Raw genomic sequence first — 23,897 nt, 5'->3', positions numbered from 1 at the left:
GGGATAGTTAAAGGACGCTGAGGCTGGGGGTCCAGGCGATGGTGGGGGTCGCGCCGTCGAGAACCTCGTTGATGGTGGCGGCCATTCCGGCGAGCAGACTGTTCTCGCTTACAGTGAGCGCGTCGTAGCCGCCGGCTCGCATGAGCTCGCGAATCACCACAGCACCAGCCAGGATCACGCCCGCACGCTTGGGTTGCACGCCTGGCAACGCGGCGATGCCCGCGACATCCAGCGAGGACATGCGCTCGATAGCGGCCGAAACCTGGTCCAGCGAAAGCTCGCGCAGGTGCACAAAACTCGAATCATACGGCTCCAGCTCGTGAACGAGCGCAACGAGCGTGGTGACGGTGCCACCCACCGCGACCAGGCGCTCGGCTCGCTCAAAGTCGACAGGCAAGCTCTTAAAGTAGCCTGCAAACTGCTCGTTTGCCCACGCGCCAGCGGCGGCAAGCTCGCTGCCCGTTGGCGGCAGCGCCGAGAAAAACCGCTCCGTCACGCGGCGACAGCCGATGTCCAGCGAGCGCGTTCCCTCCAGCGCAAAGATCCCACGCTCCGGCGCATAGACGCCCGTCGCGAGCTCCGTGGATCCGCCACCCGAATCGGTAACAATGATGCGCTCGCCGGCAAAGTCGTGCGCCACGCCAAAAAACGTCAGGCGCGCCTCGACCTCGCCCGGAATCACCTGCGGATCGAGCCCCAGCTCGCGCAGGCCGTCCAGCAGCAGCGCGGCATTGGACGCATCGCGCGCGGCGCTCGTGCACGTGGTGCAGATGCACGTGGCCCCAAAGGCACGGGCCTCGTCCACAAACATTCGGCACGCAGCGAGCACGCGCCCAACGGCCGCCTCGCAAAAGCGCCCCGTTGCGTCCACGCCCTCGCCCAAGTCGGTAATCTCGGTATGCTTGGACGATTCCACGATCGCCCCGTCCTCGACCTGGGCCAGCACCAGTCGCGACGACACCGTTCCCAGGTCAATCGCCGCCACCTTATATCGTTTGCAATTCGTCATTGCGGCCCCCCTCCGGGCGCTACTCGCCATTGGACACGACTGTCTGGCCCTCGACGCCGTTAAATCCAAACAGCATGTCGAGCGTCTGGATGTACCACGGCGCGTCCTTGCCGACCTCTTCGATTTCCTTGGCAACTTCGCTGGCCTTCTTAGCGTTCGACGACTTCTGGCTCGACGAGGCATCGGAATCGTCGTCCAGGCCCTGCACTTCAATCCTCTTCTCGCCGGGCATAACCAGACCCAGGTCCTCGGTCGCCGCGTCCTTAATGCCCTCCTCCGAGAGCAGCTTGTCGACGCTTTTTTGCAGGTCGTCATTATATTGCTCGCGAATCTCGACCTGCTTGGCCAAGATGTCGCTCGAGCGTTTTGCCACATACAGGTCGCGCACGGGGAAGTACAGGCTCACGAGCGCCAGGGCGACGACAATGCCAACAAACAGCCCTCGCTGGGGACCGTGGGTAAAATCATAGATTGCCTTGACCACCGCGTTATCGTTGGCGTAGTGCATAAAGTCCGAACCCGAAAGACGGCTTGAGGGACGGCGCGGCTTGTCGGACGCCTGGGTCGAAGGGCGCGACGTATGCTTGGAACGCGATGGGCGCACCGGACTGTCCGAGGAACTATTTGGCTGAGCATTGGGATGCGAAGTCGCCGGCGAGCTATACCTGGAGCGATCAGCGCCAGCATAACCAGACCCGCCAAGCTGCACCGAATGCGCACGGCGAGGTGACGGTTCGCGCGAACCGGCGGAATAGTGCCTGTTGTCGTAAATCTGATCCATGTGCGCCTTGTGCGGTTGAGGTTTGTTTGCGCTAAGTCCTTTAGTTATAGCACGCGGGCGGACCAGCCGGACGAGCCGTAGGACAAATCCATTACTCGAGCGCGCGTGGTCGCCAACGGGCAAGTCGACGGGACGCCGCCCTTACGCCCCGCCGACCAACACCGTGTCCTACTCCTCTGCCTTTGCGGCATCCCACAGGTCGTTGAGCCCGTGGGTCGAAAGCTCGGCAAGATCAACATGGGCATCGGCCGCCATCTGCTCCATCGCGGCCCAACGGCGGCGGAACTTTGCCGTGCTGGCACGAAGGGCGCTCTCGGCGTCGATGCCCTCCTTGCGCGCAACGTTGACCAGGGCAAAGAGCAGGTCGCCAAACTCCATCTCGCGCTCGGGCGAGCCGGGCTCCTCGGCCTCAAACTCGGCACGTTCCTCGGCGACCTCGTCCCACACGTCCTGGACCGTATCCCACTCAAAGCCCACGGCAGCCGCCTTGCGCGAAACCTTCTGAGCCTGCATCAGCGCCGGCAGATGCGTGGGCACGCCGTCGAGCAGGCCCTCGGGCGCAGCCTCGCCCGCCGCCACGGCCTGGTCCTTGGCGGCCTTCTCGGCAAGCTTGACCTCGTCCCAAATCTTGAGCACCTCGTCGGAGCTGCCGGCATCCACATCGCCAAACACGTGCGGATGGCGGCGAATGAGCTTGGCGTCGATATCTCGCGCCACGTCGGCCAGCGTAAACTCGCCGGCGTCCGCCGCGATCTGCGCATGCAGCACGACTTGCATGAGCACATCGCCCAGCTCCTCGCGAAGATGGGCCGCGTCATCCGCCTCGATGCAGTCGAGCGCCTCGTAGGCCTCCTCGATCATGTTCTTGCCAATGCTCTGGTGCGTCTGCTCGCGGTCCCACGGGCAGCCGTCGGGCTGACGCAGGCGCCAGATAGTCTGTACCAGATGTTGTAACTCGGCCGATGCATCGACCAGCGTGGACAGGTCGCGCGAACCTTCGGCATTTTGCTGAGCCATGTGCTCGGCCATGGTTAGTCCTCCTCCATGATCACATGGCGGAACGCGCCGCCCTCGTAGATACCATAGCTGTGCGTGCCGTCCTTGGGGATGCTCACGCTACCGGGATTGAAGAGCCACAGACCCGGGTGCGCGGTGCTTTCCTCGTTGACCTTGACGTGCGTGTGACCGTAGACGAGCGCGGAGCCCTCGGGCAGCGCGGGCGCGTGATCGACGCTGTTGTGCATGCCGGCGCCAAAGACGTGGCCGTGCGTCAGGAACAGCTCGCGGCCGACCTCGTCGAACAGTGTGGCGTAGTCGGCCATGACGGGAAAGTCGAGAACCATCTGGTCGACCTCGGCGTCACAGTTGCCGCGCACCGCGATAATGCGGTCGGCCAGGGCGTTGAGCAACGGAATCACGCGCTTGGGAGCATAGTCGCGCGGCAGGTCGTTGCGCGGACCGTGATAAAGCAGGTCGCCCAGCAGGACGATGCGGTCGGGCTGCTCGGCTTCGATGGCGGCGCAGAGGCGCTCGGTCCAATATGCCGAGCCGTGGATGTCAGAAGCGATGAGGTATTTCATGGAGGTCCTTTCGGGGTGGGGTTGACGTGGCCGAGCGCGGAATGTCGCCACCAGCCGCGTTATTCAAATCGCAGTGCCGCGCTCTGGGCCGCCTGCATCACGCGTTGGAGCGGCACATTGTGCTCACGGGCAAGGCGGGCGCAGTCTTCGTACTCGGGCGCCGCGCGCTCACTGCCGTCGGGCAAGGTGGCCACCTTGACGGACACCTCGCCCCACGGCGTCGTTACGCGCTCAAAGTGGCGTGCCAGGCAAACGCGCTCCATAACCTGGCGGCGGATGCCATTGGTCGTGGTTTCCAAAAAGATGATCGTCTGCAGGCGCTCGATATCCTCGTGGGTGCAGATTACCTGCAACTGCCAGCCAGGGCGGCCTTTCTTGCAATAGAGGGGCAGCCAGTGCACCTCGCGCGCGCCGGCCTCGCGCAGGCGGTCGGCGGCGTAGGCGAGCACCTCGGGCGACGCGTCGTCGATGTCGCACTCCAGCTTGACGATGGTTTCGGGCGCATCGGTCTCGCGGGACAGCGGAGATGTAGTTCCACGTTGCATACGGTCCGGCTCCTTTCCGCACGGGCTCGTTTTATTCACCCAAACGCTAGCACATCGCGAGCGGCGCAAGTGTGGCGGCGCGCGATGAGCGCGATTTTCCTTGTCTGCAAGAACCGACACTCCACCGCCTCGGCCAAACATGTACCTCAGCCTCCAAACATGTCATTTTTTGTCGGTTTTGAAGGCTGAGGTACATGATTCGAAGCAAGGCCGATGTCGCGAGCCCGCCCTTATGCGCCGCCCGTCCTTTCCAGTCGATTTCGGCCCCCGGCGCGTACATCGCACTGGGGGCCGCGCCGTTACAATGGAGCAGATTCGCTTGACGTAAAGGAGCCACCATGCCTGCCTGCCCGCTGGTCGATTGCCATACTCACACCTCGTTTTCGGACGGACACGCCTCGTTTGAAGACAACGTCCGCGCCGCTGCTGCGGCCGGTTGCCGCACCATGGTCTCGGCCGATCACCTTACCCTGCCTGCCAGCATGGATGCCACCTGCGAGGTGCAGGTTGTCGAGGGCGACCTGCCGGCGCATCGTCTGGCTTTTGAGGATGCCCGCAAGCTTGCCGCGCAGATTGCGCCGGAGCTCGAGCTTGTCTATGGCTTTGAGTGCGATTGGTACGAAGGCTGCGAGCCTTTGGTTGAGCGCTGGTCCCGGGGCGCCGTCGTACGCCTGGGCAGCGTGCATTGGATTGGTAACCCGGGCAATATCATGGCAGGCGCTGCGGGCGCGACGGGGACAGAGGGCGTCGCACGCCCCGATACGCCCGACTCACGCTGCGGCTGGATCGACGACGACACCAACCTGCACGTTTGGGAAAACTTAGGCGTGCGCGGCGTGTGGGAGCGCTATGTCGATGACTGGTGCCGCGCCTGCGAAAGCTCGCTCAACTTTGATGTGATGGCTCACCCCGACCTGGTCATGCGCTTTTCGAAGGAAGGCTTTGCGCCCGATTTTGACCCTGCACCGTTTTGGCAGCAGATGGCCGAGTGTGCGCACGATACGGGCCGCCGCGTTGAGGTCTCGACCGCCGCACCGCGCAAGGGGCTCGACGACTACTATCCCGCGACCGGCCTTTTGCGCTGCTTCGCCCATGCCGAGGTGCCGATTACTTTTGGCTCGGATGCGCACCGCGCCTGTGATATTTGCTGGAATATCCGCGAGGCCCAAGCCCATGCCTACGACTGCGGCTACCGAACTTTCGACATCCCCCACCCCACCGGCGAATGGGAGTCCACACCCCTCGCCTAGCCATCCCTTCATAAGTTGCGGTGAAATAGCTCCTGTTTATAGCCCTAAGACCGTCAAACAAGAACTATTCCACCGCAACTTCTATGGTCATCGGGGGCGTTCTTTAACGACTAGTGGCGGCGGGCGTTGAGCTCGCCGGCCAGCTCGTCGAGGGTAATGCCGTAGCGCTCAAGCGTCACGAGCAGGTGGTAGACCAGGTCGCCAGCCTCGTAGCGAATGTGATCGTGGTCGTTATCCTTGCAGGCCATGATCACCTCACTCGCCTCCTCGGCAAGCTTCTTGAGCAGCTCGTCCTCGACGTCAGTCAGCAGTCGAGCGGTATAGCTTTCCTGCGGCGACGCATCGCGACGACCGTGAATCACCTCGGCCAGCCCCGTTAGCGTCTCGCCGATATTTCCATCCTGAACATTTGCGGTACGCACACCCATGGTTCAATCCTTTCTGGTTGGCCAAGCGCCTGGTCGAGCGCCCGCCCTACGCGAGTTTCTTAAAGAAGCAGGTACGGTTGCCGGTATGGCAGGCCGGACCCGGCGAGTCGACCTTGACCAGCAGCGTGTCGCTATCGCAGTCGGCCCAGAGTTCGCGAACCTCCTGCATGTTGCCGCTCGTCGCGCCCTTGTTCCAAAGCTCCTGGCGACTGCGGCTCCAAAACCACGTGGTTCCGGTCTTGAGCGTCAGCCCCACCGACTCCTCGTTCATCCAGGCAACCATAAGCACCTCGCCGGTGTCATACTGCTGAACCACACAAGGAATCAGCCCACGGGCATCGTACGCAAGCTTTGAAGGATCGGTTATCTCTTCCATTTCTCTCCCCAAATTCAAACTTCGCAGGTCGGCGAGGGTTGTCCAGGTGCCCGAGATTCCGAGCGACAAGCCCGACGACGCGTACTTAAGTACGCGAGGAGGGTTGGAGCCGGAAGGTCGGGTGCCTGGGCAAGCCGCAGCGCTAGAAGTCCAGCCTCACAGGGATGCCCTGCGAGGCCATATACTCCTTCACCTGGCGAATGCTGAAGGTTCCAAAGTGAAAGACGCTCGCCGCCAGCACGGCGTCGGCCTCGCCCTCGATCACGCCCTCGGCAAAATGCTCGAGCGTGCCCACGCCGCCGCTCGCGATGACGGGGATTGGCACCGCGCGGGCCACGGCGCGGGTGAGCGCCAAATCAAAACCGGCCTTGGTGCCGTCGCGGTCCATGCTGGTGAGCAAGATCTCGCCGGCGCCGCGACGAGCCGACTCCTCGGCCCACGCCACCGCGTCGATGCCCGTGGCGTTGCGACCTCCTGCGGTAAAGACCTCCCACTTGTCGGCACCGGATGCGCCGGGCAAACCGACGCGCTTGGCATCGATCGCCACGACCACGGCCTGGCTGCCAAACGCCGCGGCGGCCTGGCTAATCAGCGACGGATCGCGCACGGCCGCCGAGTTGAGCGACACCTTGTCGGCACCGGCGGCAACCATGGTGCGCATGCCCGCCAGGTCGCGAAAGCCGCCGCCCACGGTATAGGGAATGGCGAGCTCCTCGGCCGCATGCGCCGCCATCTCGATGGTCGTCGCACGGTTGTCGCTCGTGGCGGTAATGTCCAGGAAGACGACCTCGTCCGCACCCTCGCGGTCGTAGGCGCGGGCCAGTTCCACCGGATCGCCCGCATCGCGCAAGCTCACAAAGTTAACTCCCTTGACCACGCGGCCGTCCTTGACGTCCAGACAGGGAATTACGCGCTTGGTAAGCATGGGCTACTCCTCCCCTCGGGCGGCGGCCAGCGCCTGGGCCAGCGTAAAGTTGCCCTCGTAGAGCGCACGGCCGGTAATGGCGCCTTCAATCGCGCCCTCACCCACCGCGGCCAGTGCGCGGATGTCGTCGAGCGTCGAGATGCCGCCCGAAGCCACGACGGGAAAGCCCGCGACCTCGGCCACATGGCGATACGCCGCCACATCGATACCCGTCTGCATGCCATCGCGCGCGATGTCGGTATACACCAGATGCTTAAAGCCCAGCTCGGAAAGCTGCGCCACGGCATCGTCGAGCGCCACACCTGCGCCGTCGCGCCAGCCGTTCACCTTGACCTGACCGTCGCGCGCGGCGATGTCTGCCACCAGCAACTCGCCAAAGCCTTGGGCTGCCACTTCGGCAAAACCCGGCTCGGTCACCAGCACGGTGCCCAGCGCGATACGGCATGCGCCGTAGCCTGCCAACTCGTCGATGCGCGCAAGCGAGCGGACGCCGCCGCCCACGTCCACGGACAGACCGTCGACGCCGCAGATGGCCTTAATCGCCGCCGAGTTGGCAGCGCGTGCGCCCTCGTCCTCGCCAAAGGCAGCGGACAGGTCGACGACGTGCACCCAGCTCGCGCCCTGTTCGGCAAACGTGCGGGCAACGGCCACGGGATCGTCGGAATATACCTTGCAGCGGCCGCGGTCACCGCGCTCCAGGCGCACGACCTTGCCGCCGATCAGATCGATTGCGGGAAACAGGATCATCGGCCAACCTCCTCGACGATGCTCACAAAGTTCTTAAGGATGCGCTGACCCAGCGCGGAGGATTTCTCGGGATGGAACTGGCAGCCCCACACGTTGCCATGGCGCACGATGCACGGGAAGCTCCGCGTATAGTGTGTGCACGCCAGCACATCGGCGGCATCGGCGTCGTCAGCCACCGCGTAGCTGTGGGTGAAGTACATGTTGGCACCCTCGGCAAAACCGGCAAGCAGCGGATCGGCCGCACCGGCGGGCGTCATGTGCACCTGGTCCCAGCCCACGTGCGGCACCTTCAGGCGGCTCGACTCCAAGCGCGTGCACGAACCGCGCATAATGCCCAGGCCATCGACCCAGGGACCGCCAGCCTGCTCGGGGGCGCTGCCGTCGGCGACCGCGCCCTCGTCCGCAGGCACGCCCTCGTTGCCGCGCTCAAAAAATAGCTGAAGACCCAGGCAGATGCCGAACAGCGGGGTTCCGGCGGCGACGGCGTCGAACACGGCCGCCTCCTCGCCACTCTGGCGCATAAAGGCGATCGCGTCATAGAACGCACCCACACCCGGGATGACCAGGCCGTCGGCGCGGCGGATCTGCTCCGGATCGTCCGACGTGCAGGCGGCGGCACCGGCGCGCACAAGCCCGCGCACGACGCTCGACAAGTTGCCCTTGTGGTAGTCGACCACCACGATCTTCGGTTCGCCCACGCGACCCTCCTTTTTCCCATTCAAAACCTGCCAAAAAGGGACAGGTTTATTTTGGTCGGTTAAACGTTCACCCACCGTATGAGACAGCATTTCCGCAGATAAAACCTGCCAAAATAAACCTGTCCCTTTTTGGTAGGTTACAGCGAGCCCTTGGTGCTGGGGATGCCCTGCACGCGGGGATCGAGCTCGCAGGCGTGGCGCATCGTGCGGCCCACGACCTTAAAGGCGGCCTCGATAATGTGATGCGAGTTGCCGCCTGCGAGCTCGCGCACATGCAGTGTGAGCTTGGCATCGCGCGCAAAGGCATAGAAGAACTCGACGGCCAGCTCGGTATCGAAGCTGCCCACACGTTCGGTCGGCACGGGTAGCTCGCAGTAGGCCTGGCCGCGACCCGAAATGTCCACGGCGGCCATCACGAGCGTCTCGTCCATGGCAATCGCCGCGTCTGCAAAGCGCGTAATACCCGCCTTGTCGCCCAGCGCTTGGCAAAACGCCTCACCCAGCACAATGCCCGTGTCCTCGACGGTATGGTGCGCGTCGACCTCCACGTCGCCTACTGCATGCACCGTCAAATCAAACAGGCCATGGCGGCCAAAGGCGTTGAGCATGTGGTCGAAAAACGGTACGCCGGTCGAGATATCGCACACGCCGCATCCGTCCAGGTCGAGTTTGACAACAATGTCGGTCTCCCCCGTCTTGCGGGTCACCTCGGCATAACGGCTCATCTACATCTCCTCCTTCACCAGCGCGGCAAACGCAGCCAGCACCTCATCGTTTTCCTGCGGGGTGCCCACGGTAATGCGCAGACAGTCCGCAAGCCCCGGCGCGTAGCTAAAGTCGCGCACCAAAATCGAATACTCGTCGCGCAGGCGCTCACGCACGCGCGTAGCATGCGGCGTGCGCACGAGCACAAAGTTCGCCGCACTCGGCCATGCCTCCACGGGCAGACCCCCGGCAGCCATTGCGCGCAGGGCACACAGTTCGCGCTTGCGCTCGGATGCGACCTGTGCCACCACGGGCGCATACGCATCGCGGGCGCGCACGCAGGCAAGCGCCGCCGCCTGGCTCAGCACGTTGACCGAATAGATCTGGCGAATCGCCGCGAACACGTCGATGACCTCGGGCGCCGCAATCACATAGCCCAGACGCGTGCCGGCGGCGCCAAACGCCTTGGACAGCGTATGCAGGATCACCAGGTTGGGATGCTCGGCGATAAGTCCCTGCGCTGTGGTGACCGCGCCAAACGAAGCGTCGGCGAACTCAACGTAGGCCTCGTCGACCATCACCATGCCGGGGCACGCATCGCACAGGGCCGCGACAAAGTCGAGCGGTGCCACGTCACCCGTGGGGTTATTGGGCGAGGTCACAATGGCCAAGTTGCACTCGGGCGCCGCCGCTAGCACGGCAGCCTGGTCGAGCTCAAAGGTCGCCGGGTCGCGCCACACGTCGCACACCTCGGTCTGACAGAGCGACGCAAAGAACGCATACTCGCTAAAACACGGCGGGCAGTTGAGCAGGGTCCGCCCCGCGCCGCCAAACGCCAGCAGGTAGTTATAGAGCAGCTCGTCGCCGCCGTTGCCCACGCAGATATTCTCGCGCGCCACGCCATGCCAAGCGGCAAGCTCGTCGCGCAGGTCGTTCGACATGGGATCGGGGTAGCGGTTGAGCGGCGTGGCAGCCAGGGCGGCGTCGACCGCCTCGCGCACGCCAGCCGGCACGGGATAGGTGTTCTCGTTGGCCGAAAGGTTGATGCGCGTGGGCGTAAAGTTGGGGTTGTAGGGCTCAATGCCAGCCAAGTAGGGCTGGACGAGTTCCTTCATGCGAGACGTCAGCTCGGCCATATTAGGCCTCCTCGCCGGTCGCGCCAGCGCCATCCGCGCTTGCAGCCGCTAGGTCCACACCCTCGGCGACCGTCGCCACGGCGTCGCCCGGCCAGGCGACCTTGGTCAGGTCGGCCGCGGCCAGAGACTCAGCACTCACGGCACCCTCGCCCTGCTCCAGCACACGGCGACGCAGCGCGGCGGAAAGCGCGTGCGCCCACAGGCCCTCGGCCTCGGCCAGGCGCTGCGTCGCGGGAGCGTCCGAGAGCAGGCCCTCGGGCGTATAGCAAATGACGCTCGAGCGCTTGACGAATTCTTCGACCGAAAGCGGGTTGGAGAACATGGCCGTGCCACCGGTCGGCAGCGTGTGGTTGGGGCCGGCAACATAATCGCCAAGCGACTCGGAGCTCCAAGCGCCCACAAAGATGGCGCCGGCGTTGCGAATGCCGCCGAGCAGGCCCATCGCATCCTTGCAGTGCAGCTCCAGGTGCTCGGGCGCCACGGTGTTCACCGCCTCGACGGCAGCAGCCATATCGGCGGCCACCACGATGGTGCCCTCGTTGTCGAGCGAGGCGCGCGTGATCTCGGCACGCGGGGACTGTGCCACCAAAATGTCGATACCCGCCTCGACCTCGCGCGCAAACTGCTCGTCGCAGGTCACCAGATAGCAGGCTGCTAGCGGATCGTGCTCGGCCTGGGCCATCAGGTCGGCCGCGACCACCATGGGCTTGGCCGTGGCATCTGCCAGCACGCAGACCTCGGAGGGGCCGGCGACCATGTCGATGCCCACGTCGCCCGAGACAATCTGCTTGGCCGCGGCAACAAAGGCGTTGCCCGGACCGGTGATTTTGTCGACGCGAGGAATGGTCTCGGTACCGTACGCCAGCGCGGCCACGGCCTGGGCGCCGCCCACCATATAGATTTCGTCCACGCCGCCGAGCTTTGCCGCGGCGAGCGTGTAGGGGTTGATCAGGCCATCTTTTTGCGGCGGGGTCACCATGACCACGCGCTCGACGCCGGCGACCTTGGCGGGAATGGCATTCATGAGCACCGTGGAGGGATACTGCGCGCGACCGCCCGGCACGTAGATGCCGGCCGCCGCAAGCGGGGTCACCTTAACGCCGAGCATGGTGCCGTCTGCACGCGTGGTAAACCAGCTCTGCTCGACCTCGCGCTGGTGGAACTCGCGAATCTGGCGCGCAGCCTTCTCGAGCGCCGCAACAAAGGCCGGATCGAGGCCCTCGAGCGCGGCATCGATCTGCTCTTGCGGCGGACGGAAGCTCTGCAGCTCTACACCGTCAAAACGCTGACAGTAGTCGCGCACCGCGGCATCGCCGTTGGCGCGCACGTTGGCCACGATATCGCGGGCGGCGTCGACGATGTTTTGCGGCAGCACGCCCTTACGGTTGAGCTGGTTGGTAACGAGACGCTCACCGGGAGCAAGCTTGATAGTCTTCATATCGGTATCCCCTATCGGTCGAGGTTGTGTTCGAAAAACGAGAGGCCGGGCGGCGGCGCCAATCGGCCCGCAGCCCAGACGTTGGGGCGCCCGTGCGTGCTCGCGCTATTGTGCCGAGCCCGCAACGGGCTCAAAATGCTTGTCCTTAACGGCCGCCGCCAAGCGATCTGCCAGATTGCGTACGCGCGGATCTAAGCGAGCGGCACCCGGGTTGACAAAAAAGCGCGCCGTGCAGTCCATAATGCGGCCGGTGATGACCAAATCGTTGTCGCGCAGCGTGGCACCCGTGGCGGTAATATCCACGATGCGATCGGTCATGCCGACAATGGGGCCCAGCTCGATGTTGCCGTGCAGCGAAACGATATCGGCGTTCACACCGCGCTCGGCATACCAGGCACTCGCGATGCGCGGATACTTGGTTGCCACGCGAAGCGACCCGCGGCGGGCATAGTTGCGCTCGGCCTGACCGGCGCGCCACGCGGGCTCTGCCTCGATAAAGGTGCACAGGCCATAGCCCAGATCGACCAGCTGCAGCAGGTTGAGGTCGGCCTCGATGAGCGAGTCCCAGCCGCAGATGCCGCAATCGGCGCCACCGCAGCCCACAAAGGCGGGCGCATCGCTGGGTCGCACGATAACAAACTCGATATCGCCGATCGCGCCCTCACCGGCACGCATGTCGCGACCGCGCACAATCAGGTGACGGCCGGGGTCACGCAACTCAGAGACGTCCAGGCCCGCGGCCTCGAGCACGTCGAGCGTGTCTGCCTTAAGCGAGCCCTTGGGCACGGCAATGCGCAGCGGGCCCTCGGCGCCACGGCCCGCGGCGTGATCGCCGTCGGAAGCGGTTTCCTCTGCCGAGGTACGCGCGGCCTCCAAACGCTCAAGCGAAAAGGCAAAGCCCGCCGCCGGCACCTCGATGCCGTCGCCAAATGCGCCGGTAAAGATGGAGTCGTAGCGTCCGCCCGAACCCACCGGATCGGGCAAGCCACCGGCATAGGCCTTAAAGACCAGGCCCGTGTAGTAATCGAAAGAGTTCATGATGGAGAAATCGAACGACAGCACCTGGGCGTCCTCGGGAGCCAAACCCTCGACCAGGGCACGCAGCTCGCGCGTCGGCGGCGCGACGATACCGGCGGCCTCCAGCAGCGCGTCCACGCGGTCGAGCACCTCGGCACCACCGTGCAGGCGCGGCAGCTCGCTAATGGCGGCCTTGACGGCATCAGACTCGGTGCTGGCAGCCACGCGGGCATCGAGGCCCACAAAGTCGTTGGCATGCACGCAGCGCAGGGCCTCGGCTGCCAGCTCGCGATCCTCGCACGCCGCGAGCAGCTCCTTAAAAGGACGCACGCTACCTGCGATAATACGAGCATCGGGAAGCGCCAGCTTACGCACGGCCTCGGCCACCAGCGAAACAATCTCTACATCGCCCGCGGTATCGCCCGCACCGATAAGCTCAAAGCCCAGCTGCGTAAACTGACGCGAGCCACCGGCATGGCGCTGGCACTCGCGAACCACCGGCGCCTCGTAGCGAAGGCGCAGGGGCAGATCGGCCGCACGCATGCGGGTCGAAACCAGGCGCACGATCGGCAGCGTGTTGTCGGGACGGACCACCAGCAGGCGGCCGTCGTCATCAAAGAGCTTAAACGGCGTGTCCGCAATGAGGCCGCCCTCCTCGAGCGAACCCTTGTCCTCGAGCAGCGGCGTCTCGACCGGAAGGTAATGATGCTCCCTTAAGCAGCCCTTCACCGTATACGCGATCTCCTCGCGTGCCTGAGCCTCCTCGGGCAATATGTCCCGGAATCCCCACGGTGTGGCCGTCATCTGGTGAGCCTCCTCATACTGCGTTTCATATAGAACGAAAGACCGGCATAGCTCCGCCGGTCTTCTGGGTACTTTAGCATACTAGAGTGCTTGCGGGGAGAACCGTCCCCCTCGGCTCACAGCGTATTCATTTGGAAACATTGGAGGAGGCACATCCCGCCCGCCAGCCAAAAACTGGGATGCGGTTTCCGGTTGAGACTTCTGGCGGAAACTGCGCCCCGAAATTACAGTCCAGAACGGGATGCGGTTTCCGGTTGAGGTCTTCAGCGGAAAGTGCGTCCCGGAATTTGGGCTTGGAATGGGATGTACTTTCCGGATGGGACCGCATACGGAAAGTACATCCCATTCTGGAAGCTCATTCCGGGGCAGGCTTTCCGGTTGGGCTTCAAGCGGAAAGCCTGTCCCATTTCTCAGGGAGCGCCAAACTAAAATTCGCCAAACGCCAGCTCGGCGCCCTGTCCCACTTAGGCGCCAATCGCACGACGATACTCTGCCATTACCTGCGCATCGGCAGCTGCGGGGTCGGCAAAATAGCGCCAGTCATAGGTCTCGGCCGAAACAACTCCGCGATAGCCGCGCGCCACCAGCCTATCCAGGTCGGCGCGCATATCGCGGTCGCCGTCACCCCAGGCAAGATGCGTCGTGCCGTTTGCCGCAACATCGACAAAATGCACATGGGCGACATCTTCGCCAAGCAGATCGAAATAATCGTCGATGGTATCCCCCGCCACCGCCATAGCGCCCAAATCCAGACACGCCTTAAGTGCCGGATGATCAACCGCCTCGATCATGCGCTTCGTGTCGGCCGCCGAGTTCACGATCATCGACTCAACCGGCTGTAGGGCCTCGAGCACCAGTCGCACGCCGCGCTCTCCCGCATGCTCGGCAATCGCACGCAGCATCGAGGCGCTGCGACCCCACGCGTCCTCGATCGGTTCGTTCAAAAATGCCCAGCCGCTCGAGACCATGACCTGCTCGGCTCCAAGTTCCGCCGCGATATCCACAACGTTCTTAAAGTACGCGAGCGTGCGGGCACGCGCCTCATTCCCGCGCGCCGCGATATTCCACGGCTTGGGGTTGTTCTGTTCGGGACAAAGCCCCACAATCCGAACCCCATACCGCTGCGACAGCTTTCGCACCTGCTCGAGCGAATCGTATCCATGGCAATCGACATACAGATGCATCGCCCCGGTCCAAAGCTCGCAACACGTGTAGCCCGAGGCCGCTGCCGAAGAAAAGAATTCCTCAAGGTCAAAATAACGATGGCTGATATTCATGACGGCAAGCAGGGGGTAGCTCATAATTACTCTCCAACCTAAACGAGGCCCCGTTCCATATAGGAGCGGGGCCCAATTACACAAACGTTATTTGCTCTTAGTAGTCGAACTGGTGATAGTAGCGGCGATAGTTAAGGTTGTGCTTGGTGACCGTCTCGTAGTAAGCGGCAAGGCGATCGGTAATCAGCGAGGAGAGGATCCACGGGGAGACGATGACGCGGAACTCGTCGTCAAGGCCGGGGATCGCGAACTCGGCGGTGTCGATGATGTTGATGTCGGTGTCGCCGGTCACGCCGCGGTTGAGGAACGCGCGGACGCGCTCGTCGAGCTTGCGGTTCTCGTCCTCGCCCATGAACAGGAACACGGGGACGCCGGGCTCCACGAGCTCGAGGGTGCCGTGGAAGAAGTCGGCCGAGGTGATGTAGCGGGTGCGCTTCCACTGCATCTCCTCGAGGATGCACATCGAGAACAGGATCGTCTCGCCCCACAGGGCGCCCGAGCCGATGAACATGGTGTAGGGGGCCAGGGCGTACTTCTTGGCGAGCTCCTCGGCGCGCGGCTCGAAGCTCTTGCGGATGTCGACCAGGTGGGTCCAAACATCCTTGGTCTGCTCAATAAACTTATCGAACTTGGGGAAGCAGCCGCGGCGGTTGAGCAGGCGCAGGCCGAAGCAGTCGGCGAGGTAGTAGCCCATCTCGCAGCCGCCATTACCGTGATCGGAAGCCATCTTGACGCAGTTCTCGGCGCCGACAGCCTGGCCGATCGGGCCCTCGGGCTTGGTCATGGCGTAGACGCGAATGCCCTTTTCCTTCATCTTCTTGACGGCCTCGAGGACCTCGGGGGTGGTGCCGGACTCGGAGGCGGTGAGCACGACGGACTTCTCGGTCATGCGCTTGTGGCCGGAGACGTTCCACTCGGCGGCGTGGATCAGGTAGACCTCGAGGTCGCGGTCGCCGAACTTGTTCATGAGGTACTCGAGCTGCATGAGCTCGTCCCAAGTGCCGCCGACGCCCATCAGGAACACGGCGTCGTAGCCCTCGTCGGCGACCTTGTCGGCGAGCTCGATCATCTTCTTGCCGGTCTCATAGACGTTCTTGCCGTCCTCGAGATAGCCCTCCTGGCTAAAGTGCATGATCTCGATCTTCTCGGTTTCCTTCATGGCTTTTCCTTTCTGTCCTGCACGCGACTCTATACATCGCGTTCCTTTTCGATACCAATTATAGACATACACCTAAGGTGTTTTTAATACCACTTATCAATCTGTTCCAATCCTCGGTGAACGGTCGAAATTCTCTGGTGAGTGGTATTAAATTAGAATTGAATGTATAGCTAACACCTCTGGCGCCTCCCTTGTGTGACAAAGAACAGCGTTCCTACCAGCGCAATAATGGTCGATGCCCCAAATAGCACCGCTTGGACGCCCAAAGCCTCCGCCAAAAAAGGAGCCGCCAGCAGCGGCAGCACACCGGCGCTCATCAGGCCAAAACGCACAAAGCCGGTAATGCGCCCCAGGTATTTGATGTCGGCGCGCTCCTGAATCAAGATCATCTGCAGCGGTTCCAGGAATCCCCAGGCCAGACCGTTAATCGCCTGACCGATAATCGCGACCCCCAGCATATCGGTGCCCACGTACACCATGGACCCAATGCCCACGGCCATGAGCGCGCCGAGCAACAATCGCAGGTTGACATGGCGAGCAGAAAGCTTGGTCAGGATGAACGCGCCCACCGAGGAAGTGAGGCCCACGACCGAGGACAGCCAGCCCAGCCAGACGATATCCACGTTGAGCACATCGCGGTAGAACAACGACTCCAGCGAATCGAACGCGCCAAACGCAAAGAAACCCAAAAAGCCCGAGATAAAGATGAGACGCAGGTCGTGGTCGCGAAACGTAAGTCGCGCGCCCTCGGCCATGCCGCCCAGAATACCGCCCTTCGGCTTCTCCCCTTTTGCGGGAGCAACACACTCGTGACAGCCCAAGGAGAGCACGGCCGCCACACCCATCATGCCCGCCATGAGCAGATAGACCGATTGCGTGGCAAAACAGCTCACGATGGCACCGCCGAGCAGCGGGCCAGCGGTATAGGCGATATTGCTGTAGAACACCATGAGGCCGTTCACGCGGGTACGGCCCTCGGTGGTCGACTCCAGGTATCCCGGAAACGCATGCGTGCAGGTGTTGATAAAGCCGCCCGCAAGTCCCAAGACGCACGCGGCAAACACAAGCCCGGGGACAGACAACGGCGCCAACCCCACGCCAAGCGATAGCACTGCCGTAATCACGCACGTCACAAACGACGTCCGGCGCGGTCCAAAGCGATCGATGACCGAGCCCGACACCATATTGCCCGCCGACGTCATAAGATTACGCACGAGCGTAATGGCGGCAACCAAAAAGGCCGTGCCGGCCAGATCATACGTGGCCGCACCGATAAGCCCCAAAAAGTAGACCGCGTTGTTGGCGCACCACTGCAGGGACTCAATAAGAATCAGCCTGACCTCTGCCGGCGTCAGGCGCATTGCTTCGCGATCCTTCGCGAACATGCGAACTCCTTCTATACAAAAAGGGGATGGAGGGCATAGGCCTGCTCCATCCCCTTTCCAGGTTGCAACGAAAATCTATGCAGCCGGGCCCTTACGCCAGCACGCCGAAGAACGCGCCGACGATGCCCACGGCCATGGTGGCCACGATCAGCACCATGGGGTTGATCTTCTTGGACAGCAGCCAGTAGTACAGCCAGAAGGCAATCATGCCGAGCATGCCGGGCATGATGCCGTCCAGGATGTCCTGGAGGGTCTGGGCGTCGTCGCCCGAGCCGATGGCCACCGGGATGCTGGCCCAGAACATGTCCTTGCACATGGCGCCAACGACCATGACGCCCACGATTCCCACGCAGGTCATGATCTTCTGCATGAGGCCGGTCCTCTGGGCCTCGTCCAGGAAGCCCACGCCCAGCTCGTAGCCCTTGACGGCGCCCCAGATGCGCAGCGCGAAGCCGGGGACGTTGTAGATGAGCAGGAAGGCGATGGGGCCGAAGGGGTTGCCGGCCTGGCACAGGCTGATGCCCACCGCGGCGGCGACCACGCGCAGCGTCGACAGGAAGATGGAGTCGCCGATGCCGGACAGCGGACCCATGAGGGCGGCCTTGACGTCGTTGACGCTCTCGGGCTCGATCTCGCCGCGGGCGACCTTCTCCTCCATGGCCATCGCGATGCCGCCGACGAACGGGGCGAACTGGACGGTGATGTTGAAGAACGCGCAGTGGCGGTGCAGGGCCTCGGCGTAGTCGTCGGGGCGGCCGGCGTAGATCTTCTTGAGCATGTTGGCGACCATCAGGCAGAAGGCGATGTTCATCTGCTTGTAGTAGGTCCAGGAGAACTCCATGCCCAGGGCGCCGGTGTTGACGGCGCTCTTGATGAGGTCGGAGCGCGTGATCTTGTTCTCGGGACTAGAAGTCATCGTCCTCATCCCCTTCCGCGGAGAGCTGGGGCTGGGCTCCGCCCAGGCCGAGCAGGTCGAACTTGTCGATGCCGATGATGATGGCGATCAGGGCGACGCCCAGGACGGGCACGTTGGCGTAGGAGCACAGCAGGAAGCCCAGGAAGTAGAAGGGCACGAGCTGCTTGGTGAGCACCAGGCGGCCGAGCATGGCGAAGCCCATGGCAGGCAGGATGTTGGCGGCAACGCCGCAACCGTCGATGATGAAGGGCGGGATGAAGTCGAGCAGGCCCTGGATGGCGTCGGAACCCAAATAGAAGGCGCCGCCGCACAGCAGGAAGTACTCGACGCAGCCCCAGATTCCAATTCCCCAATGAACGGCGTAGATGCCTTTGAGGTTTCCCTTGAGGGCGAACTTGTCTGCCATATCGACAAACACAGGGAACAAGGCATTGGTAATGTTGCCGATCGTCAGTGCAAGGACGGCGATGGGCATGGCGAGCGCGATGGCCGTCTCGGTACCCTGACCGAGCTGAATGGCAAACGCGCAGGCGAGCACGCCGCCGACGGTTTCGTTAGGCGGCACGTAGGCGCCGATGGAGATCGAGCCCATGAACAGCAACTCCAGGCTGGCGCCAACGGCAAGGCCAGTCTGCAGGTCCCCCAGCACCAGGCCCACGAGCGGGCACAGGACGATGGGGCGGAACGCGTAGAGGGTGCCGAGCTGGTAGTCGAGGCATCCAAACGCTCCGACTAAGCCGACGAGTATTGCTTGGACAAGCATAATTCCTCCCAATAAGGAATCTCGAACCGTCGTCACTCCCGTCGCGCGCGTTGTTGATATCAATTCCGGGAGTTCGATTCCACGGCTCGAAGCGTACCTGGTGTGCTGCTAACACCCATGCCAGGCACAAATGATTTGATACCAATTATAGGTATGCAGGTTCTTACTATTTAATACCACTCGCTCAGCGGAGTGTTTTTTACCGTAAACGGCAGACGTATCCCGTCAGGCGCGCTCTTTGTTTCGATGGAGGACAAGCGTCACCAGAAAGCCATCGCCAAAGGCATCGGATGCCAAGTTGGCCATAATCACCAAAACGATAATCGCTGCGCCCAAAAACTCGTTCCAGCGAAAGACCTCGCCAAAGAGGAGCGCCGACCAGCAGGGAGCGAGCACGACCTCACTCATGCAAACCAAGTTGGCCGCAAACGCGTTGGTGCGCGCAATCCCCTTGGCATACAGCACACTCGCAAGGCCGCTGCAAAAAAGGCCATGCACCAGCATAAGCCCCCACTCAAAGGGTTTCACGGAGCCTAGGTCGCCGGCAAAATAGACGATCGGAAGTATCGAGATGCCGCAGGAGATGAGCGAGGACACCATAGGCGACGCATCGGGGCGAGAGTTTAAAAAGAAACACAGCCCAAAGGTGGCGCCCGAAATGACGGCAAGCAGATTTCCGAGCATGCCCTCGGCACTCAAATCACCTAAAAAGAAAAGTCCCATACCCGTAAAAGCAACCACCACGGAGGCAATCTTCGCAGGCGAGGGCAACGTGCGAGTTGCGAGCGATTGATACACGATAACGAAAATCATCGAGGTGTACTGCAGAACGATCGCGTTGCCGACCGCCGTGAGCTGGTTGGCAAAGTTAAACGTGGTGCCCGTCACGAAGTTGCAGACGGCCACAAGGACAATAAGACGGCTGACGCGAAAGACGGGCCTGCCGACGAGCAGGATAAAGAGCGCCATAAATATTGCCGTAACGGCACCGATCAAAAGAGCTGACTGCGAATTGGCGCGAACGAGGATGCCGATAAAACTCCACAAGAGCGCCGTGCCAAATAGATACATCGCCCCGCTCACGCCATTATCGGGTGGATTGTCAGATCGAATCACGAAGCACCTCCAGCTAGCTTTCGGTAATAAAAAACGGCGACCGCAATGGGTCGCCGTTTCCCTTGGGGGCAGAATAGAACGCAGGAACCTACGCCAGCACGCCGAAGAACGCGCCGACGATGCCCACGGCCATGGTGGCCACGATCAGCACCATGGGGTTGATCTTCTTGGACAGCAGCCAGTAGTACAGCCAGAAGGCAATCATGCCGAGCATGCCGGGCATGATGCCGTCCAGGATGTCCTGGAGGGTCTGGGCGTCGTCGCCCGAGCCGATGGCCACCGGGATGCTGGCCCAGAACATGTCCTTGCACATGGCGCCAACGACCATGACGCCCACGATTCCCACGCAGGTCATGATCTTCTGCATGAGGCCGGTCCTCTGGGCCTCGTCCAGGAAGCCCACGCCCAGCTCGTAGCCCTTGACGGCGCCCCAGATGCGCAGCGCGAAGCCGGGGACGTTGTAGATGAGCAGGAAGGCGATGGGGCCGAAGGGGTTGCCGGCCTGGCACAGGCTGATGCCCACCGCGGCGGCGACCACGCGCAGCGTCGACAGGAAGATGGAGTCGCCGATGCCGGACAGCGGACCCATGAGGGCGGCCTTGACGTCGTTGACGCTCTCGGGCTCGATCTCGCCGCGGGCGACCTTCTCCTCCATGGCCATCGCGATGCCGCCGACGAACGGGGCGAACTGGACGGTGATGTTGAAGAACGCGCAGTGGCGGTGCAGGGCCTCGGCGTAGTCGTCGGGGCGGCCGGCGTAGATCTTCTTGAGCATGTTGGCGACCATCAGGCAGAAGGCGATGTTCATCTGCTTGTAGTAGGTCCAGGAGAACTCCATGCCCAGGGCGCCGGTGTTGACGGCGCTCTTGATGAGGTCGGAGCGCGTGATCTTGTTCTCGGGACTAGAAGTCATCGTCCTCATCCCCTTCCGCGGAGAGCTGGGGCTGGGCTCCGCCCAGGCCGAGCAGGTCGAACTTGTCGATGCCGATGATGATGGCGATCAGGGCGACGCCCAGGACGGGCACGTTGGCGTAGGAGCACAGCAGGAAGCCCAGGAAGTAGAAGGGCACGAGCTGCTTGGTGAGCACCAGGCGGCCGAGCATGGCGAAGCCCATGGCAGGCAGGATGTTGGCGGCAACGCCAAAGCCAGCAAGGACAAAGTCGGGGATAAAGTCGAGCACGCCCTGGATAGCGTCAGCACCCAGATAGAACGACAGCGAGCACAACAGGAACGCCATGATGATACCGGTGGAACCGATCAGGAAGTGCATCGCATAGACGCCCTTAAGGTTGCCCCGGGCAGAGAAAACATCGGCGCGGTCAACCAAAATCGGCAGGGCGGCGTTGAGGATGTTCTTGATGGCAAGGCACAGCGTGGCGATGGGCATAGCGAGCGCGATGGCTGCCTCGGTGCTCTGGCCCAGCTGGATAGCGAAGGCACAGGCGAGCACGCCGCCGATCGTCTCATCGGGCGGCACGTAGGCACCGATGGAGATTGAGCCCATGAACAGCAGCTCCAGGCTCGCACCGATCGCGAGGCCGGACTGCAGGTCCCCCAGCACCAGGCCCACGAGCGGGCACAGGACGATGGGGCGGAACGCATAGAGCGTACCGAGCTGGTAGTCGAACTTACCAAACGCGGCGATAAGTCCGATGAGGATTGCTTGGGTAAGCATACATCCCCCTTTCCTAATAGGACACTACGAAGAACCCGCAGGCTCTTCGAAATTAAACGCCTAGAGCACGCTTGCGCAGTCGACCTTGGGGTCGTCGGCCAGAGGACGAATCTCGACCTCGACGCCGCGGCTCAGCATCTCGCGCACATCGGCTTCCTCGGCCGCAGTCAGGAAGATCTGACGAGAGACCTGACGAGCATCGGGGCGCTTCTCGTCCTTGGGCTTGGTGTTGCCCAGGTTGACCGACTTGATCTGCGGGCAGCCCTCAACAAGCTGCTTTGCCTCAGCGATGGTGGCGACGCAGATAATCATCTTGTATTTGTCAGTCACACCCGAGTTAATGGCCTCGATGGCATTCGCCATATCCTTGATGACGAGCTTGCAGCCGGCAGGCTTGCCCATCTTGAGCGTCGTCTTCCACACCGGGTCGTTAGCGACCTTATCGCCCACGCAGAAGATGCAATTGGAGCCGAGGCCCTGAACCCAAGAGACCGCGACCTGGCCATGAAGCAGGCGATGGTCGACGCGAAGTAGCTGAATCATAATGTGACCCCCCAAAGGTCTTGTGCCGTCTTACGGCGTGTCAGTAGGTGCTGCGGATTAGAACTCTTCTTCCTCGTCGTCATCGACCAAAAGATCGTTGACAAACTTCACGCGCGTATCGTCCGCAGCGACGATGGTGCGAATCGTCTCTTCAACCGGCACCGACTCGTCAGAGAACAGCAGCTGAATGAGCAGAGGAAGGTTCATGTTGGTAACGAGGTACGTGCGGGGGCGCGTCTGGACGATCTTGGTGAACTCGTTGTTGACGCTGCCGCCAAAGAGGTCGGTGCACACGACGACATCATCGTCGGCAGCCATGCCTGCCAGCAGTTTTTGGGCCTCCTCGGCCACGTCCATGCGGTCATCGACGAACATCGAAAGATCGTGGACGTTGTCGCGAGCGCCCGAGAGCAGCTCGATGCTCTCCTTGATGCCGGTAGCGAAGTGCGCATGGCTGGCGATGATGTACTGTCTCATTCTGTGTTCCTCTCAATAGCCCGGCGCGTTCCCGCACCCGTTTTCTTTAGTAGTCGAACTGGTGATAGTAGCGACGATACTTGAGGTTGTGCTTGGTGACCGTCTCGTAGTAGCGAGCCAGGCGGTCGGTAACGAGCACCGTCAGAATCCACGGGGACACGATGACGCGGAACTCATCGTCAAGGCCGGGGATCGCGAACTCGGCGGTGTCGATGACGTTGACGTCGGTGTCGCCGGTCACGCCGCGGGTCAGGAAGGCGCGGACGCGCTCGTCGAGCTTGCGGTTCTCGTCCTCGCCCATGAACAGGAACACGGGGACGCCGGGCTCCACGAGCTCGAGGGTGCCGTGGAAGAAGTCGGCCGAGGTGATGTAGCGGGTGCGCTTCCACTGCATCTCCTCCAGGATGCACATCGAGAAGAGGATGGTCTCGCCCCACAGGGCGCCGGAGCCGATGAACATGGTGTAGGGGGCCAGGGCGTACTTCTTGGCGAGCTCCTCGGCGCGCGGCTCGAAGCGCTTGCGGATGTCGAGCATGTCCTTCCAGATGTCCTTGGTCTGCTCGATGAACAGGTCGAACTTGGGGAAGCAGCCGCGGCGGTTGAGCAGGCGCAGGCCGAAGCAGTCGGCGAGGTAGTAGCCCTTCTCGCAGCCGCCCGAACCATGGTCGGAAGCCATGGCGACGCAGTTCTCGGCGCCGACGGCCTGGCCGATGGGGCCCTCGGGCTTGGTCATGGCGTAGACGCGCACGCCCATGCCCTTCATCTTCTTGACGGCCTCGAGGACCTCGGGGGTGGTGCCGGACTCGGAGGCGGTGAGCACGACGGACTTCTCGGTCATGCGCTTGTGGCCGGAGACGTTCCACTCGGCGGCGTGGATCAGGTAGACCTCGAGGTCGCGGTCGCCGAACTTGTTCATGAGGTACTCGAGCTGCATGAGCTCGTCCCAGGTGCCGCCGACGCCCATCAGGAACACGGCGTCGTAGCCCTCGTCGGCGACCTTGTCGGCGAGCGCGGTCATCTTCTTGCCGGTCTCGTAGAGCGCCTTGCCGTCCTCGAGGTAGCCCTCCTGGTCGAAATGCATGATCTCGATCTTCTCGGTTTCCTTCATTTGTCTCTCCTTTCTGGGGTTGTCTTCACATCCCCCAT

At 62.6% G+C, this 23,897-nt stretch carries 26 protein-coding genes; 1 reads left to right on the top strand and 25 read right to left on the bottom strand.

Features of this window, described 5'->3' with window-relative positions:
- Window positions 1-7: 7 nt before the first annotated feature.
- From ACTQXO_RS01940 to larC, 5 genes are all read right to left on the bottom strand, one after another.
- Window positions 8-1,009: a Ppx/GppA phosphatase family protein gene (locus ACTQXO_RS01940; RefSeq protein ID WP_441545385.1), complete on the bottom strand. Its 1,002-nt coding sequence runs from the start codon at window positions 1,007-1,009 to the stop codon at window positions 8-10.
- A gap of 19 nt (window positions 1,010-1,028) precedes the next feature.
- Complete coding sequence (locus ACTQXO_RS01935) at window positions 1,029-1,790, bottom strand: hypothetical protein (protein ID WP_441545384.1); 762 nt, start codon at window positions 1,788-1,790, stop codon at window positions 1,029-1,031.
- Window positions 1,791-1,958: 168 nt separating this feature from the next.
- Window positions 1,959-2,819 (bottom strand): nucleoside triphosphate pyrophosphohydrolase, encoded by an 861-nt coding sequence (gene mazG, locus ACTQXO_RS01930; RefSeq protein WP_441031361.1) that lies wholly within the window; start codon window positions 2,817-2,819, stop codon window positions 1,959-1,961.
- Between the two features lie 2 nt (window positions 2,820-2,821).
- A complete protein-coding gene (gene yfcE / locus ACTQXO_RS01925) occupies window positions 2,822-3,370 on the bottom strand; it encodes a phosphodiesterase (protein WP_427748071.1) in 549 nt (182 codons plus the stop codon).
- A 59-nt stretch (window positions 3,371-3,429) separates the two neighbouring features.
- Window positions 3,430-3,915: a nickel insertion protein gene (gene larC / locus ACTQXO_RS01920; RefSeq protein WP_441031363.1), complete on the bottom strand. Its 486-nt coding sequence runs from the start codon at window positions 3,913-3,915 to the stop codon at window positions 3,430-3,432.
- A gap of 338 nt (window positions 3,916-4,253) precedes the next feature.
- On the opposite strand from larC, the gene ACTQXO_RS01915 reads away from it, so the two are divergent.
- Window positions 4,254-5,165 carry a PHP domain-containing protein gene (locus tag ACTQXO_RS01915; protein WP_441031365.1) on the top strand — a complete coding sequence of 304 codons (912 nt, stop codon included), beginning with the start codon at window positions 4,254-4,256 and terminating at the stop codon, window positions 5,163-5,165.
- A gap of 110 nt (window positions 5,166-5,275) precedes the next feature.
- Here ACTQXO_RS01915 and hisE read toward each other — a convergent pair whose 3' ends face one another.
- The 20 genes from hisE to ACTQXO_RS01815 all read right to left on the bottom strand — a co-directional run bounded on the left by hisE (window position 5,276) and on the right by ACTQXO_RS01815 (window position 23,859).
- On the bottom strand, window positions 5,276-5,593 hold the full coding sequence (hisE, locus tag ACTQXO_RS01910; RefSeq protein ID WP_006235893.1) for a phosphoribosyl-ATP diphosphatase: 318 nt from the start codon (window positions 5,591-5,593) through the stop codon (window positions 5,276-5,278).
- Window positions 5,594-5,639: 46 nt separating this feature from the next.
- Window positions 5,640-5,969, bottom strand: a complete 330-nt coding sequence (gene hisI / locus ACTQXO_RS01905; RefSeq protein ID WP_154515095.1) for a phosphoribosyl-AMP cyclohydrolase — start codon at window positions 5,967-5,969, stop codon at window positions 5,640-5,642.
- Window positions 5,970-6,111: 142 nt separating this feature from the next.
- Complete coding sequence (gene hisF, locus ACTQXO_RS01900) at window positions 6,112-6,894, bottom strand: imidazole glycerol phosphate synthase subunit HisF (RefSeq protein WP_441031368.1); 783 nt, start codon at window positions 6,892-6,894, stop codon at window positions 6,112-6,114.
- Between the two features lie 3 nt (window positions 6,895-6,897).
- Window positions 6,898-7,641 (bottom strand): HisA/HisF-related TIM barrel protein, encoded by a 744-nt coding sequence (locus ACTQXO_RS01895; RefSeq protein ID WP_441031370.1) that lies wholly within the window; start codon window positions 7,639-7,641, stop codon window positions 6,898-6,900.
- Complete coding sequence (gene hisH / locus ACTQXO_RS01890; RefSeq protein ID WP_441031372.1) at window positions 7,638-8,339, bottom strand: imidazole glycerol phosphate synthase subunit HisH; 702 nt, start codon at window positions 8,337-8,339, stop codon at window positions 7,638-7,640. Before hisH ends, ACTQXO_RS01895 begins: the two co-directional genes overlap by 4 nt.
- A 137-nt stretch (window positions 8,340-8,476) precedes the next feature.
- Window positions 8,477-9,064 carry an imidazoleglycerol-phosphate dehydratase HisB gene (gene hisB / locus ACTQXO_RS01885; protein ID WP_441031374.1) on the bottom strand — a complete coding sequence of 196 codons (588 nt, stop codon included), beginning with the start codon at window positions 9,062-9,064 and terminating at the stop codon, window positions 8,477-8,479.
- Window positions 9,065-10,180 (bottom strand): histidinol-phosphate transaminase, encoded by a 1,116-nt coding sequence (hisC, locus tag ACTQXO_RS01880; RefSeq protein ID WP_441031376.1) that lies wholly within the window; start codon window positions 10,178-10,180, stop codon window positions 9,065-9,067.
- A 1-nt stretch (window position 10,181) separates the two neighbouring features.
- Window positions 10,182-11,618: a histidinol dehydrogenase gene (gene hisD, locus ACTQXO_RS01875; RefSeq protein WP_441031378.1), complete on the bottom strand. Its 1,437-nt coding sequence runs from the start codon at window positions 11,616-11,618 to the stop codon at window positions 10,182-10,184.
- Between the two features lie 105 nt (window positions 11,619-11,723).
- A complete protein-coding gene (gene hisG, locus ACTQXO_RS01870; protein WP_441031380.1) occupies window positions 11,724-13,439 on the bottom strand; it encodes an ATP phosphoribosyltransferase in 1,716 nt (571 codons plus the stop codon).
- A gap of 464 nt (window positions 13,440-13,903) precedes the next feature.
- Window positions 13,904-14,740 (bottom strand): sugar phosphate isomerase/epimerase family protein, encoded by an 837-nt coding sequence (locus ACTQXO_RS01865; protein ID WP_441031382.1) that lies wholly within the window; start codon window positions 14,738-14,740, stop codon window positions 13,904-13,906.
- A gap of 73 nt (window positions 14,741-14,813) precedes the next feature.
- Window positions 14,814-15,875 carry an SIS domain-containing protein gene (locus ACTQXO_RS01860; protein WP_441031384.1) on the bottom strand — a complete coding sequence of 354 codons (1,062 nt, stop codon included), beginning with the start codon at window positions 15,873-15,875 and terminating at the stop codon, window positions 14,814-14,816.
- A 170-nt stretch (window positions 15,876-16,045) separates the two neighbouring features.
- Window positions 16,046-17,260, bottom strand: a complete 1,215-nt coding sequence (locus ACTQXO_RS01855) for an MFS transporter (protein ID WP_349100734.1) — start codon at window positions 17,258-17,260, stop codon at window positions 16,046-16,048.
- Window positions 17,261-17,351: 91 nt separating this feature from the next.
- Window positions 17,352-18,185 (bottom strand): PTS system mannose/fructose/sorbose family transporter subunit IID, encoded by an 834-nt coding sequence (locus ACTQXO_RS01850; RefSeq protein ID WP_427794524.1) that lies wholly within the window; start codon window positions 18,183-18,185, stop codon window positions 17,352-17,354.
- Window positions 18,166-18,939, bottom strand: a complete 774-nt coding sequence (locus ACTQXO_RS01845) for a PTS mannose/fructose/sorbose/N-acetylgalactosamine transporter subunit IIC (protein ID WP_035137735.1) — start codon at window positions 18,937-18,939, stop codon at window positions 18,166-18,168. The genes ACTQXO_RS01850 and ACTQXO_RS01845 overlap by 20 nt, the downstream gene beginning before the upstream one ends.
- Window positions 18,940-19,164: 225 nt before the next feature.
- Complete coding sequence (locus ACTQXO_RS01840) at window positions 19,165-20,055, bottom strand: DMT family transporter (RefSeq protein ID WP_441031387.1); 891 nt, start codon at window positions 20,053-20,055, stop codon at window positions 19,165-19,167.
- A gap of 88 nt (window positions 20,056-20,143) precedes the next feature.
- Entirely contained in the window at window positions 20,144-20,977 is an 834-nt protein-coding gene (locus ACTQXO_RS01835; RefSeq protein ID WP_427794524.1) for a PTS system mannose/fructose/sorbose family transporter subunit IID, read from the bottom strand.
- Window positions 20,958-21,731 (bottom strand): PTS mannose/fructose/sorbose/N-acetylgalactosamine transporter subunit IIC, encoded by a 774-nt coding sequence (locus ACTQXO_RS01830; protein WP_427794525.1) that lies wholly within the window; start codon window positions 21,729-21,731, stop codon window positions 20,958-20,960. The genes ACTQXO_RS01835 and ACTQXO_RS01830 overlap by 20 nt, the downstream gene beginning before the upstream one ends.
- Before the next feature lie 60 nt (window positions 21,732-21,791).
- Entirely contained in the window at window positions 21,792-22,274 is a 483-nt protein-coding gene (locus ACTQXO_RS01825) for a PTS sugar transporter subunit IIB (RefSeq protein WP_427719850.1), read from the bottom strand.
- Between the two features lie 57 nt (window positions 22,275-22,331).
- Entirely contained in the window at window positions 22,332-22,751 is a 420-nt protein-coding gene (locus ACTQXO_RS01820; protein WP_427719849.1) for a PTS sugar transporter subunit IIA, read from the bottom strand.
- 46 nt (window positions 22,752-22,797) lie between these two features.
- Window positions 22,798-23,859 (bottom strand): SIS domain-containing protein, encoded by a 1,062-nt coding sequence (locus ACTQXO_RS01815; protein ID WP_441031390.1) that lies wholly within the window; start codon window positions 23,857-23,859, stop codon window positions 22,798-22,800.
- Window positions 23,860-23,897 lie beyond the last annotated feature (38 nt).

Source organism: Collinsella sp. LCP19S3_D5 (assembly GCF_052121415.1).
In the GTDB taxonomy this organism is placed as follows: domain Bacteria; phylum Actinomycetota; class Coriobacteriia; order Coriobacteriales; family Coriobacteriaceae; genus Collinsella.
Note: the sequence above shows the minus strand (reverse complement) of the source record. Positions and strands in the feature narration are given on the sequence as shown.